Origin of the sequence: Streptomyces sp. NPDC005435, from assembly GCF_040703155.1 — a bacterium.
Lineage (GTDB): Bacteria > Actinomycetota > Actinomycetes > Streptomycetales > Streptomycetaceae > Streptomyces.
Genome location: NZ_JBEXEQ010000012.1, coordinates 229,682 through 242,606, shown reverse-complemented (window position 1 = coordinate 242,606; position 12,925 = coordinate 229,682). Strand labels below are relative to the sequence as shown.

The 12,925-nt window shown below is 71.9% G+C and carries 12 protein-coding genes; 4 read left to right on the top strand and 8 right to left on the bottom strand.

From position 1 onward, the window contains the following. Nucleotides 1-118: 118 nt before the first annotated feature. On the bottom strand, nt 119-832 hold the full coding sequence (locus AB0898_RS17885; RefSeq protein ID WP_366803861.1) for a GNAT family N-acetyltransferase: 714 nt from the start codon (nt 830-832) through the stop codon (nt 119-121). A gap of 81 nt (nt 833-913) precedes the next feature. Then, nucleotides 914-3,148, bottom strand: coding sequence for a hypothetical protein (locus tag AB0898_RS17880; RefSeq protein ID WP_366803860.1), 2,235 nt, complete (start codon nt 3,146-3,148; stop codon nt 914-916). Nucleotides 3,149-3,216: 68 nt separating this feature from the next. Between AB0898_RS17880 and AB0898_RS17875 the strand changes: the two genes are divergently transcribed. Beyond that, nucleotides 3,217-3,774: an NADAR family protein gene (locus tag AB0898_RS17875; RefSeq protein ID WP_366803859.1), complete on the top strand. Its 558-nt coding sequence runs from the start codon at nt 3,217-3,219 to the stop codon at nt 3,772-3,774. A 64-nt stretch (nt 3,775-3,838) separates the two neighbouring features. Here the strand turns inward: AB0898_RS17875 and AB0898_RS17870 are convergent, their stop codons facing one another. Beyond that, complete coding sequence (locus AB0898_RS17870; RefSeq protein WP_407078360.1) at nt 3,839-4,759, bottom strand: DUF4190 domain-containing protein; 921 nt, start codon at nt 4,757-4,759, stop codon at nt 3,839-3,841. A gap of 232 nt (nt 4,760-4,991) precedes the next feature. Here AB0898_RS17870 and AB0898_RS17865 point away from each other — a divergent pair, with 232 nt between their 5' ends. Both AB0898_RS17865 and AB0898_RS17860 read left to right on the top strand, forming a co-directional pair. Further along, the gene (locus AB0898_RS17865) at nt 4,992-6,092 is read left to right on the top strand and encodes an adenosine deaminase (protein WP_366803857.1); all 1,101 of its coding nucleotides are present in this window, start codon (nt 4,992-4,994) and stop codon (nt 6,090-6,092) included. 50 nt (nt 6,093-6,142) lie between these two features. Further along, nucleotides 6,143-6,832, top strand: coding sequence for a glycerophosphodiester phosphodiesterase (locus AB0898_RS17860; RefSeq protein ID WP_366803856.1), 690 nt, complete (start codon nt 6,143-6,145; stop codon nt 6,830-6,832). 8 nt (nt 6,833-6,840) lie between these two features. On the opposite strand, the gene AB0898_RS17855 is transcribed toward AB0898_RS17860, so the two are convergent. Next, a complete protein-coding gene (locus AB0898_RS17855; RefSeq protein WP_366803855.1) occupies nt 6,841-7,047 on the bottom strand; it encodes a hypothetical protein in 207 nt (68 codons plus the stop codon). Further along, on the bottom strand, nt 7,047-8,549 hold the full coding sequence (locus AB0898_RS17850; RefSeq protein WP_366803889.1) for a hypothetical protein: 1,503 nt from the start codon (nt 8,547-8,549) through the stop codon (nt 7,047-7,049). The genes AB0898_RS17855 and AB0898_RS17850 overlap by 1 nt, the downstream gene beginning before the upstream one ends. Before the next feature lie 196 nt (nt 8,550-8,745). Here AB0898_RS17850 and AB0898_RS17845 point away from each other — a divergent pair, with 196 nt between their 5' ends. After that, nucleotides 8,746-9,471, top strand: coding sequence for a DUF305 domain-containing protein (locus tag AB0898_RS17845; RefSeq protein WP_366803854.1), 726 nt, complete (start codon nt 8,746-8,748; stop codon nt 9,469-9,471). Between the two features lie 43 nt (nt 9,472-9,514). Here the strand turns inward: AB0898_RS17845 and AB0898_RS17840 are convergent, their stop codons facing one another. Genes AB0898_RS17840 through AB0898_RS17830 form a run of 3 tightly spaced genes read right to left on the bottom strand, consistent with a single transcriptional unit; the run spans nt 9,515 to nt 12,844 of the window. Then, nucleotides 9,515-11,887 carry an excinuclease ABC subunit UvrA gene (locus AB0898_RS17840; RefSeq protein WP_366803853.1) on the bottom strand — a complete coding sequence of 791 codons (2,373 nt, stop codon included), beginning with the start codon at nt 11,885-11,887 and terminating at the stop codon, nt 9,515-9,517. Between the two features lie 35 nt (nt 11,888-11,922). Then, on the bottom strand, nt 11,923-12,333 hold the full coding sequence (locus AB0898_RS17835) for a VOC family protein (protein ID WP_366803852.1): 411 nt from the start codon (nt 12,331-12,333) through the stop codon (nt 11,923-11,925). A 10-nt stretch (nt 12,334-12,343) separates the two neighbouring features. Then, entirely contained in the window at nt 12,344-12,844 is a 501-nt protein-coding gene (locus AB0898_RS17830) for a helix-turn-helix transcriptional regulator (RefSeq protein WP_366803851.1), read from the bottom strand. Nucleotides 12,845-12,925 lie beyond the last annotated feature (81 nt).

Genomic DNA, 12,925 nt, shown 5'->3' with positions numbered 1-12,925 from the left:
GGAGAGGAGGGTGGACCGGGGAGCATTACGCGGCTTTCCGGCCCCCTGAATGTGACCTGCGTCACACCGAAGGGATTCCGTCGGCATCGGCCCTGCGAGACGGGCGTCCAACCGGAGTTCATCCCGCCCGGGACACCTCCAGGTCGGCGGCGTCGGCCAGGTCGAGCAGCGGGATGCCGCCCCTGGCGTCCACGGCCCGCCAGAGGCGCCGGGCGGCCGGGTCGGTGGGCACCTTCTCCTCGGTCGTCAGGAAGTAGTCGGTGAGAAAGCCCCGGACCGGCCCCGCGGCCACGGTGCCGTCCCGCTCCCCCCGCGCCTCCGGCGTCACGCACACCGCCGCGAGGACCATCCCGTAGATGCGCTTGCGCCGCCCGCCGAGAGCGGGCTGGAAGTAGGGCAGTGCGAGCGCCCGGGCGCCGTGCCGTGCGTAGAAACGGAACCGCGCGGCCGGGTCGCCGCGCTTCGGGTCGCTTCCGTGCGCGAGCGGGTGCTCGAACTCGACGAGGGTGACCAGCGGCCGGAAGCGCTCCTGCCAGGAGCCGCCGACCGCGTCCATCAGCCGGGCGCCGTACCCCCGTGACCGGACTCCGGGACGCACCGCCACATAGGACAGCAGCAGCACCCTCGTCTGCGGCGACCATTCGCCCGCCGCGGCGGCCACGGGCCGCCCGTCGTCGTCCACCACGGCGGTGACCACGGCTTCGCCCCGGGCCAGCGCACCGGCCAGTTCCCGGCGCGGCGAGAGTTCGTCGAAACTGAACGACGGCCGGAAGACGTCGTCGTAGATCTCGTCCAGCAGCGGGCCGCCGCCGGTCACATCGACAAGGTTCACGGTCGGGGCCGCTCCTCACACGTTCGAGGGGGTGATGCTCCGTCGCGTCCCGGCGACGGCCGGGCGACGTCGCACCGGAGACTACGGGTTGCGCTGCCAGAAACGGCCGACCCAGATCCCGAGCAGGATCGCTCCCACGACGATGCCCACGACACTGACGACCGCCCACCCGGACGACGCCCCCAGTCCCGCCTGCAGCACCTGGACCAGGCCCGACACACCGGCCGCCGCGATCACGGCGAGGAACACCTCCAGCTTGGCACGCTGGCTGTCCGTCCGGTGTGTCGCCAGTTTCTCTATGACGACCGTCAGCTGATCGCGGGAGACCTCGTCCAGCTTCACGTTCAGCTCGTCGGCCCGCAGCTGGAACTCCGATCTCCGCAGCAGCTCCCTGAGGCTCTCCGCCACCGAGGGCGAGGAGAGCAGGGTGGGCGACTTGATGAGCGCGATCATGGACCGTGCCTCGACGGCGAAGTTGTCCAGCGCTATCTTCTCGGCGTCCAGCTCGACGGAGAAGGCGTCCAGCCGGCCGTCGAAGGCCCGCTGTTCCTCCCTTATGAACCGGGACGCCCTGGTCTGCAGGTCCTTCACCCGGGCGTAGTGCCGCCCCAGCTCGTCGGACCAGCCGGCGAAGAGGGCGTCCAGCGACATCGTGAACTCGGCCAGGGTGATCCAGGTGCCCAGGACCCAGTCGGCCCGGCCGAGGGCCACCAGCACCACGGTGTTCGGGGTGCGCAGCAGTGCCTCGCCGTCGGTCCGCCCGGCGGGCGGCTCCGCGGTGGAGCCGGCGCAGAAACGCACCCACTCCGCCAGGGCGCCGACCGAGCCCTCGATCTCGTGTCCGAGGACCTGGAAGCCGACCGTGCCCATGAGCTGGCCCGGGCGGCGGATCTCGGTCCGGGACACCTCACCGCCCGGACCGCGCCCCGCCGAGGCCGAGTTGACCGCGACGAGGACCTGGAACTGTCCGGGGCGGGTCACCTCCCGGGTCTCGCGGTACCCGGGCTCACCGCGCAGCGCGGAGCCCACGTCCTCGGCGAGCTGGACGGCGAGGTCGGACAGCCGGCTCCAGGCCGGAGCGGTACCGCCCGTCGCTCCGGCCGGCGCGTCCTCGAAGCGCACCCGTCCGACCCCGTACTCGGGAGCGGCGCGCGCCATCAGCCAGTAGAGCTCGTCGGGCGAGGTGTCGGACAGCTCGGCTTCGAACCGTACGTAGTGATTGCCGAGGTCGGAGAAGACGATCTGGGCACGTACCCGGCCCAGTTCGCCGTCGGCGGGGCCCTCCAGGCTGTTGAGGATCACGTCCGGCAGCTCGATGAACGCGCCTTCGTAGCGGCGGTTCAGGGAGTCGGAACCGTCCCAGCTGTCGTCGAGGTCCAGCGAGGCGTGCACCGCCGCGGGTGTGACGGGGGTGCCGCCGAGCACCCAGTCGGCGGCCCGGCTGCGCACCACCTCGACGAACTCCTCGGCGTCGCAGCCGCGTACCGCGAAGGGGTAGACGTACACGAGGCGGCCATGGTCGACGTGCAGCCACGACTCGTGGCGGGTGGCGTGCAGCGACTCCAGGCTGAAGCGGTGTGCGCGCAGTTCGCTGCGGTAGGGGCTGCGCGCGAGGGCCTCGGCGTCCTCCGCCTCCCGCAGGACGCGCGTGGCGTCTTCGAGGGACGCCCCCCGCTCGAAGAAGTCCACGACGGCGGACACGGCGGTCCCCATCGCCCGGCAGTACAGCTCGCGTTCGCGGGCGAAGTCCAGCAGATAGGAGCCCAGGTCGGGGAAGTCCGAGGAGCACTCCGCGGCCCAGTACGCGACCTCGCGCGCCTGCTCCACGGCCCGCTCCATGGCCTCGGCCAGCGGCCTCAACTGTCCGGTGGTCAGGTGGTTCTCGCCGCAGATCTGCGAGTCGACGCAGGCCACGGCCGCCAGCACCGCCCGGGCCGCGGCCGCGTTCCCGTCGGCGGTCCCGGAGTCCAGACAGGCGGTGACGGCCGCGCCGGCTCCGCGCAGGGTGTCCCACAACGGGCCGAGGTGGTACGAGATCTCCCAGGCGTTCTCGACCTCGTGCAGCACGTACAGAAGGAGCAGTGCCGCGCCGCCGGGGCGGCCGGTGACCCTCGGCAGGGCTCCGCCCACCGCGGCCGTGACCCGCTCTCCCCGGTCCATCGGCCGTCGCGCGGAGGGGACTTGGGGCAGCGGCGCCGTGGCGTTCCAGCGCGGAAGTCCCCGCAGCTCCTCGGCGTCCACCCCCTGCCGCACCAGCCAGTTCCGCAGGGGCTGCAGATCCCCGTCCTGGAGAGAACGCGTCAAGTCGCGGTGCATGCGCCGATATTAGCGATCTTCTCCCCACGCCAGGAGGGCTTCGGCCGGCCGCGTGCCAGACTCCCGGCATGACGAGGATCGACAGCCGGGACGCGCTCACCGAGGCACTCCGGGCCGGGACGCGCGTGAAGTATCTGCACTTCTGGGGTCACCGGCCGCGCCCCGACGGCTCGGTGGGCGCGGGCTGTCTGAGCCAGTGGTGGCCGGCGCCCTTCACGGTGGAGGGCGTGGAGTACGCGACGGCCGAGCACTGGATGATGGCCGCCAAGGCACGGCTGTTCGCGGACGCGGAGGCGGAGCGGCGGGTACTGGCCTCGGCGCATCCGGCACAGGCGAAGAAGGCCGGGCGGCTGGTGCGGGACTTCGACGAAGTGACGTGGGAGCGCGAGCGGTTCGGGATCGTCGTCGAGGGCAGCGTGCACAAGTTCGCGGCGCACGACGGGCTGCGCGCGTTCCTGCTCGGCACCGGTGAACGGGTGCTGGTGGAGGCGAGCCCGGTGGACCGGGTGTGGGGCATCGGCCTCGCGGCGGACGACGAACGGGCCGGGGACCCCGGGCAGTGGCGCGGCCCGAACCTGCTGGGCTTCGCGCTGATGGCGGCGCGGGAGCGGCTGCGCGCCGGCTGAACGGCGCGGCCCGCCCTCCCGGTTGGGGGGGCGGGCCGTGAAGTACCCGATGCCGAGGGCTGGTTCAGGCGTGGGGCAGCAGCGGCGCGGACACGCTGGGCGCGGAGTCGTACGAGCCGTACGGGTCGCTGTCGGAGGTGTCCGCGTCGTGCGCGAACTTCGCGATCAGCACGCCCCAGAAGGTGACCACCAGGATGCCGAGCACGAGCCCGATGATGCCCATGACGAAGCCGGCCTGGGCCTGCCCCCGGTTGGTGGCCTCGCCCCGGTCGGCCCGCTGCTTGCCCTTGACGCCGAGGACCAGGGCGATGATGCCGAGCACGATGGACGGTATGCCGTAGGCGCAGAACAGGCAGAGCGCCAGGATGCCGAGCACCATCGCGGAGGTGCCCAGCCCGTTCTGCGGGAGCGCGGGGCCGCCGTTCCATCCGTAACCCTGAGGGGAGCCCGGGTAGTTGGGGTAGCCGTAGCCGGCGGGCGGCTGCGGGGGCGCCATGGCGGGACCGGTGGGCGCGTACGGCGGGGGCGGTACGGCGGACTCGCTCCAGCCCTGGGCGGGGGGCGGGAGGTGCGGGCCGCCCATCGGCGGGCCGCCGATCGGCGGACCACCCATCGGCGAACCGGCGACGGGCGGACCGGCGAGCGGCTGCCCCGGCATGGACGGACCGCCCACCGGCGGACCGGCGACGGGCGGACCCGCAACAGGCGGACCACCGGCAGGCGGACCCGCGAGCGGCTGGCCCACCACGGTCGGCGGGCCGAATCCGGCCGCCGGGAGGGAGGTCATGGTCGCCTGGTCGTGCACCGAGGACGACGGCACGGGCGGCTGCTGGGCGGGCGGCTGCGTGCCGGGTACGGGGGCGGGGGCGGCGCCGGAAGCCGGGGCGCCCTTCTCCAGCGACGGTCCGCTCACGGGCGGCGCCCACGGGTCGTAGCCCGCTCCCCCGCCCGCGCCGGGCTGTGGCTGTTCGGTCACGTGACCCATCCCCCTCCGTCTGATCGTCGGATCATCGTAAAGCCTTGTCTTTGCCCGCCCGGCTTCTGGTGGCCGACCTGTGACCGGCCGCGTCCGGGGCCGCGCGCCCCGGCCCCGAGACCGTTTTCGGGCGTTGTCGGTGGCCCGGCCTAGGATGTCCGGGCATCACCGATCAGCCGATCGCCCGCGCCCGGCGCACCACCGCGCGTCCGCGAGCGCCGTTCCCCCTGGGGAGGACCCCTTGACCGACCGCAGCACCGAGGGCAGCACCGACAGCGGCACCACCGTCGCCCCCACCGGCAGCCCCGCCCGCGACGACCGCGCCGCCTTCATCGCCGGGCTGCCCAAGGCCGAGCTGCACGTCCACCACGTCGGCTCCGCCTCCCCCCGCATCGTCTCGGAGCTGGCCGCGCGCCACCCCGACTCCAAGGTGCCCACCGACCCCGAGGCGCTCGCCGAGTACTTCACGTTCACCGACTTCGCGCACTTCATCCAGGTGTACCTGTCGGTCGTGGACCTGGTCCGCACCCCGGAGGACGTCCGGCTGCTCACCTACGAGATCGCCCGCGACCTCTCCCGCCAGCAGGTGCGCTACGCCGAGCTGACGATCACCCCCTTCTCCTCCACCCGGCGCGGCATACCGGCGCGGCCCTTCATGGAGGCCATCGAGGACGCCCGCAAGTCGGCGGAGGCGGACTTCGGCACGCTGCTGCGCTGGTGCTTCGACATCCCCGGCGAGGCGGGTCTGGACGCCGCCGAGGAGACGGCCCGGCTGGCCACCGACGACGCCGTGCGCCCGGAGGGACTCGTGTCGTTCGGCCTCGGCGGCCCCGAGATCGGCGTGCCCCGGCCGCAGTTCAAGCCGTACTTCGACCGCGCGATCGCGGCCGGCCTGCACTCGGTCCCGCACGCGGGCGAGACGACCGGTCCGCAGACCGTGTGGGACGCGCTGACCGAGCTGCGCGCCGAGCGCATAGGGCACGGCACCAGCTCCGCCCAGGACCCGAAGCTGCTCGCGCACCTCGCCGAGCACCGCATCGCGCTGGAGGTCTGCCCGACCTCCAACATCGCCACCCGCGCGGTGCGCACGCTGGAGGAGCACCCGATCAGGCAGTTCGTGGACGCGGGCGTGCTGGTCACGGTCAACTCCGACGACCCGCCCATGTTCGGCACCGACCTGAACAACGAGTACGCGGTCGCCGCCCGGCTGCTCGACCTGGACGAGCGGGGCGTGGCCGCGCTGGCGAAGAACGCCGTCGAGGCGTCCTTCCTCGACCCGGCGGGCAAGGCGCGGATCGCGGCGGAGATCGACACGTACACGAACGCCTGGCTCGCCCGCTGATCGGTGGCGGGTACTCCTCGGAGATCCACTCGGCTGCCAGAATGACGGCCATGCAGACCTGGACCGCCGTCGCCCACCGGGGCGACCCCTACCGCTTCCGCGAGAACACCGTCGCCTCGCTGCGCTCCGCGCTCGACCGGGGCGCGGACGCGGTCGAGATCGACGTACGGCTCACCCGCGACGGCGTCCCCGTGCTGCTGCACGACGAGACGCTGAAGCGGCTGTGGGAGACCGAGCGCCCGCTGTCCGCGCTGACCGCCGAACAGCTGGGCGAGCTGACGCACGGCGAGGTGCCGACGCTCGTCGAGGCGCTGAAGGCGACGGAGGGCGCCCGGGTCCTGCTGGACCTGTGCGGCCCGGTCACGCGCCGCAGCGTGGAGCGCGTCCTCGGCGTGGTCCGCGACTGCGGCGCGGACGACCGGGTCTACTACTGCGCGGGCGCCGAGTCGATGCTCACCCTCCGCGCCGCCGACCCCGCCGCCGAGATCGCCCTGACCTGGACCAGCCTGGCCCGCCCCCGCCCCGGCGTCCTCGAAGCGGTCCGGCCCCGCTGGCTCAACTACCGCTTCTCCCTGGTCGACCGCGACCTGGCGGCCAGGGTCCACCACGACGGCTGTCTGCTGTCGGTGTGGACCCCGGACACCCGCCGCTCCATGCGGAGGCTGCTGTCCCTGGGCGTGGACTCGATCACCACCAACCGGATCGAGACGCTGGTGGGGCTGCGCAAGAGGACGGCGTAGGAACACCGTCATCCCAGCGGGAACGACGTCCCCACCCAGCCGGCTCCGACCAAGGTGAAGAACACCCCCACCAGCCGGATCGTGTTCGGTGTGGCCCGTCCGGGGTTCATGAAGGACGCGTAGAAGGCGTGGATACGCCTCGCGACCCCGCAGAAGTCGCCGACGAGACACACCCCGAACACGAGGAGGACCGGCCCGACGACCAGGCCGGGCATCAGTCGAAGTAGTCCGGCTGGGTCTGGACGTTCAGCTCGGGCAGATGCACCCGCCGTGCCGGGTCGGTGCGGCGGTCGTCGAGCTTGAGGACGTCGAGGCCCTTGATGATGTCGTTCGAGTAGATGTAGCCGTTGTAGTAGTACGCCGACCACGAGCCGCCGACCTGGAGGGTGTCGGTGGACAGCGGGCCCCGCTCGAAGTACGCGATCTCCTTCGGGCGGGTGGAGTCGGTGAAGTCCCAGACGGAGACGCCGCCCTGGTACCACGCCTGGACCATGAGGTCCTTGCCCCTGACCGGGATCAGCGAGCCGTTGTGGGCGACGCAGTTCTCGGTGTCGGCCTGGTGGCGGGGGATCTTGTAGTAGCCGCGGAAGACCAGCTTGCGGTGATCGCCCCGGCCCACGATGTCGTAGATGCCGTCGGCACCGCGGTTCGGGCCGATCGCCTCGTTGCAGGTGGCCGCGCCGCCACCGCCCAGCTCGTCGGTGAAGACGACCTTGTCGGCCTTCTGGTTGAAGGTCGCCGAGTGCCAGAACGCGAAGTTGACGTTGTCCTCGACCTGGTCGATGACCTTCGGGTGCTCGGGGTCCTTGATGGAGAACAGGATGCCGTCGCCCATGCAGGCGCCCGCCGCGAGGTCCTTCGAGGGCAGCACGGTCAGGTCGTGGCAGCCGGTGGTCTTGGAGACACCCGGGTTGGTGGGGGCGCCGGGGTTGCCGCCGCCGTCCGGCCCCTCACCGGGGAAGAGCACCGGGAAGCCCACCACGGCGGCCTTCTCGGGCGCCTTGCGCGGCACCTTGATGACCGAGATGCCGTCGTGCGGCGGCTGGCAGTCGGGGAAGGACGCGCTCGGGGAGTACGACGAGACGTAGACGTAGACGTTCTTCCGCTCCGGCACCAGGGTGTGCGTGTGGGAGCCGCAGGCGGTCTCGACGGCGGCGACGTACTTCGGGTTCCTCTTGTCGCTGATGTCGAAGATCTTCATGCCCTCCCACGACGACTTCTCGGTCGCGGGCTGCGCGGTGCTGGCGCAGGAGTTGTCGCTGCGTGAGGAGTCGGTCGACAGGAAGAGCAGGTCGCCGGAGACGGAGACGTCGTTCTGCGAGCCGGGGCACAGCACCTGGGCGACCGTCTTCGGCGCCTTGGGGTTGCTGATGTCGAAGACGCGGAAGCCGTCGTAGTTCCCGGCGTAGGCGTACTTCCCCTGGAAGGCGAGGTCCGAGTTGAAGCCGGCCAGCGCGTCCTTGGGGACGTTGGCGAGGTGCTCGACGTTGCGGGAGTGGACGATCTCGTCCTGGCCGGGTATCTCACCGGCCGCGATGGCGCGCTGCGCCCCGGCGGCCTCGCTCTTGGAGACGGGGTGCCGTGCGGCGGGGCCGTCGCCGGGGTCGGGGGTCGCGGCCGCCGGGGCGACGGTGAGCAGCGCGGCCAGGAGACCGGCCGCCGCGGCGCCGGCTCCCAGGCGTCTGTGGCGCGTCCGGGATTTCTTCGACAGGGTCACTGCTGCCTCCCTGGTGCCGGTCGTGTGGAAGCGGTTCACGCTCCCCCGCAGTATCGTCTGCGTCATGCACAGGTCAACAGAGGGCAATGTGACACGGCTGAAAACCCTCGGTCGCCCGGCCGGTCACTGAGCCCACGCCCCGCACACGTTTCGCGCGCCGTTTTGCCAACCGCCCCGCCAGCGACAGGAGATCACCGTGCTCTTCCGCCGTGCGTCCCTCGCGTCCCTCGCCACCGCCTCGCTGGCCACGGCGGCCGTGTTCGCGGTCGGGGGCTGCGATTCCGGCGCGGACACCAAGTCCGCCGCGACGAGCGGCCCTTCGGTCATCGCGCCCGGCAGACCCGGCGAGCCGAACCGCACCCTCTCCGCCCAGGAGGCCGCAGGCCGGCGCGCGGACGACAACTCCCCCAACGCGGCCGACCGTTCGTACGCCACGATGATGATCGAGCACCACGCCCAGGCGCTGGAGATGACCGAACTCGCCCCGAAGCGTGCCGAGTCGACGGCGGTGAAGCGCATCGCCGAGCGCATCACCGCCGCCCAGAAACCGGAGATCGCCGCCATGAAGAGCTGGCTGCGCACGGACGGCGGGGACAAGAACGGGGACGACGGCGAGCACGACCACGGCAGCACCCACGACCACGGCGCCACCGAAGACCACGGCACCCCCGCAGACCACGCCCACCCGCACATGCCGATGCCCGGCATGGCCACCGACGCACAGCTCGCGCAGCTGAAGGCCGCCCGGGGCAAGGCGTTCGACGCCCTCTTCCTGACGCTGATGATCACCCACCACCAGGGGGCGATCACCATGGCCACGGACGTCAAGGCCCGGGGTCACAGCATCCGGATCGAGGAGATGGCCGACGACGTGATCGCCCAGCAGACGGCCGAGATCAGCCGGATGCGCGCGATGTCCTGACCATTTCCCGCCAAGTACCGCGAGAATCCCGGGCCTTGAGCCGTCAGGCCCCCACGTACTCCGCCAAGTGCTCCCCCGTCAGCGTCGACTTGGCGGCGACCAGGTCGGCCGGGGTGCCCTCGAAGACGACGCGGCCGCCGTCGTGTCCGGCGCCGGGGCCGAGGTCGATGATCCAGTCGGCGTGGGCCATGACCGCCTGGTGGTGCTCGACGACGATGACCGACTTGCCGGAGTCCACCAACCGGTCGAGCAGGCCGAGCAGTTGCTCGACATCGGCGAGGTGGAGACCGGCGGTCGGCTCGTCCAGGACGTAGATCCCGCCCTTCTCCGCCATGTGCGTGGCGAGCTTCAGCCGCTGCCGCTCGCCGCCGGAGAGGGTGGTGAGCGGCTGGCCGAGGGTGAGGTAGCCGAGGCCCACGTCGGAGAGCCGGGTCAGGACGCGGTGCGCGGCCGGGGTGCGGGCCTCGCCGTCGGCGAAGAACTCCAGCGCCTCGGCGACGGACATGGCGAGCACCTCGCTGATGTCCCGCCCGCCGAGCCGGTGTTCGAGCACCGCCGCCTGGAAGCGCTTGCCCTCGCACTCCTCGCAGGTGGTGGCGACCCCGGCCATCATCCCGAGGTCGGTGTAGACGACGCCGATGCCGTTGCAGGTCGGGCAGGCGCCCTCCGAATTGGCGCTGAACAGCGCGGGCTTGACCCCGTTGGCCTTGGCGAAGGCCTTGCGGATCGGGTCCAGCAGCCCGGTGTAGGTGGCCGGGTTGCTGCGCCGCGAGCCCCGGATCGGGCTCTGGTCGACCGAGACGACCCCCTCACCGGCCGGAATCGACCCGTGCACCAGCGAACTCTTGCCGGAACCGGCGACCCCGGTCACGACGGTGAGCACGCCGAGCGGGACGTCCACGTCCACGTCCCGCAGGTTGTGGGCGTCGGCGCCCCGGATCTCCAGGGCGCCGGAGGGCTCGCGGACGCTCTCCTTGAGCCGGGCCCGGTCGTCGAAGTGGCGTCCGGTGACGGTGTCCCCGGCCCGCAGCCCCGCGACATCGCCCTCGTAACAGACCGCGCCGCCCGCCGAACCCGCGCCGGGGCCGAGGTCCACCACATGGTCGGCGATGGCGATCGTCTCCGGCTTGTGCTCCACGACGAGCACGGTGTTGCCCTTGTCGCGCAGGCGCAGCAGCAGGTTGTTCATCCGCTGGATGTCGTGCGGATGCAGACCGGTGGTGGGCTCGTCGAAGACGTACGTGACGTCGGTGAGCGAGGACCCGAGGTGCCGGATCATCTTCACGCGCTGCGCCTCGCCGCCGGACAGGGTGCCGGAGGGGCGGTCCAGGGAGAGATAGCCGAGGCCGATCTCCACGAAGGAGTCCAGGGTGTGGCCCAGCGCGGTGAGCAGCGGCGCGACGGAGGGGTCGTCGAGGCCGCGCACCCACGCGGCCAGGTCGGTGATCTGCATCGCGCACACGTCCGCGATGGACTTGCCGTCGATCTTCGAGGACCGCGCGCCCTCGTTGAGCCGGGTGCCCGCGCAGTCGGGACACACGGTGAAGGTGACGGCCCGCTCCACGAAGGCCCGCACGTGCGGCTGGAGCGCGTCCACGTCCTTGGACAGGAACGACTTCTGGATCTTCGGAATCAGCCCCTCGTACGTGAGGTTGATGCCCTCCACCTTGATCTTGGTGGGCGCCTTGTGGAGCAGATCGTGCAGCTCGCGCTGGGTGAACCTGGCGATCGGCTTGTCCGGGTCGAAGAAGCCGCAGCCGGTGTAGATGCGCCCGTACCAGCCGTCCACGCTGTAGCCGGGGATCGTCAGCGCGCCCTCGCGCAGCGACTTGGAGTCGTCGTAGAGCTGGCTGAGGTCGATGTCGGTGACCGCTCCCCGGCCCTCGCAGCGCGGGCACATCCCGCCGGAGCGGCTGAACGTCACCTTCTCCGCCCTGCGCGCCCCGCGGTCCACGGTGATCGCGCCGCTGGCCTCGACGGACGCCACGTTGAAGGCGTACGCCCCGGGCGGCCCGATGTGGGGCTCCGCGAGCCGGCTGAAGAGGATGCGCAGCATGGCGTTGGTGTCGGTGACGGTGCCGACGGTGGAGCGCGGGTCGGCCCCGAGTCGCTGCTGGTCCACGGTGATGGCGGTGGTCAGCCCGTCGAGCACGTCGACCTCGGGCCGCGCGAGGGTCGGCATGAACCCCTGCACGAACGCGCTGTACGTCTCGTTGATCAGCCGCTGCGACTCGGCGGCGATCGTCCCGAACACCAGCGAGCTCTTGCCCGAACCGGAGACCCCGGTGAACACCGTCAGCCGGCGCTTGGGGATCTCGACGTCCACGTCCTTGAGGTTGTTCACACGCGCCCCGTGCACCCGGATCATGTCGTGACTGTCGGCAGCGCGCTCGTCGGCCCGGTTGGCCTTGGTCATCGTTTCTCCATCGGTCCCTGTACGGCGGACGGTCCTCAGCGGCGTTCCTGGATGCGGAGCAGGTTGCCCGCGGGGTCGCGGACGGCGCAGTCGCGCACCCCGTACGGCTGCTCGGTGGGCTCCTGGACGATCTCGGCGTCGGCCGCCGCCAGGCGCTCGAAGGTGCCGTCGAGGTCGGGCGTGGCCAGGAGCAGGGTGGCGTAGGTGCCCTTGGCCATCATCTCGGTGATGGTACGGCGCTCGTCCTCGGTGATGCCGGGGTCCACGGCGGGCGGGGTCAGCACGATGGACGTCTCGGGCTGCCCGGCCGGGCCCACGGTGAGCCAGCGCAGCCCGTGGTAGCCGACGTCGTTGCGCAGCTCGAAACCGAGCAGGTCCCGGTAGAAGGCGAGGGCCGCCTCGGGGTCGTCCTGGGGAAGGAAACTGGCGTGAATGCTGAGGTCCATGCCCGTCACGCTAGCCGCGGCCCTCCTGGGGCGCTTCTCGATTCCTGACCACTTCGGGCACCACTTCCCGCACCACGTCGGGCACCGGTCGCCGCACCGGTTTCCGCACCGGCCGCGTCACCTGCTTCACCACGCACGACGGCATCCCCACGGTCGCCCGCGCCGCCTCGCTCCGGTACACACTCGGCGGCACCCCCACCAGCTCCGCGAACCGCGTGCTGAACGTCCCCAGCGACGAACACCCCACCGCGAAGCACACCTCGGTGACACTCAGGTCACCCCGCCGCAGCAGCGCCATCGCCCGCTCGATCCGCCGCGTCATGAGGTACGAGTACGGCGACTCCCCGTACGCCGCCCGGAACTGCCGGCTGAGATGCCCGGCGGACACCCCGATCCCCCGCGCCAGCGCCTCGACGTCGAGCGGCCGCGCGTACTCCCGGTCGATCCGGTCCCGCACCCGGCGCAGCCGGGCCAGGTCACGCACATCGGGCCCGGCGGATTTCCTGCTCACCGAAGAAGCGTGCCACAGGAGGAAACGGTCCGGCTCACACCGAAGGGGCGCGGGGAACTGCGCGAACAGCCCCCACGCCCC

Bases quoted from the DNA above. Each gene is read 5' to 3' on its own strand.
- AB0898_RS17870 (WP_407078360.1), bottom strand. From the start codon at position 4,759: ATGGGTCACGTGACCGAACAGCCACAGCCCGGCGCGGGCGGGGGAGCG.
- AB0898_RS17835 (WP_366803852.1), bottom strand. From the start codon at position 12,333: ATGGACCTCAGCATTCACGCCAGTTTCCTTCCCCAGGACGACCCCGAG.
- AB0898_RS17880 (WP_366803860.1), bottom strand. From the start codon at position 3,148: ATGCACCGCGACTTGACGCGTTCTCTCCAGGACGGGGATCTGCAGCCC.
- AB0898_RS17875 (WP_366803859.1), top strand. From the start codon at position 3,217: ATGACGAGGATCGACAGCCGGGACGCGCTCACCGAGGCACTCCGGGCC.
- AB0898_RS17840 (WP_366803853.1), bottom strand. From the start codon at position 11,887: ATGACCAAGGCCAACCGGGCCGACGAGCGCGCTGCCGACAGTCACGAC.
- AB0898_RS17855 (WP_366803855.1), bottom strand. From the start codon at position 7,047: ATGCCCGGCCTGGTCGTCGGGCCGGTCCTCCTCGTGTTCGGGGTGTGT.
- AB0898_RS17860 (WP_366803856.1), top strand. From the start codon at position 6,143: ATGCAGACCTGGACCGCCGTCGCCCACCGGGGCGACCCCTACCGCTTC.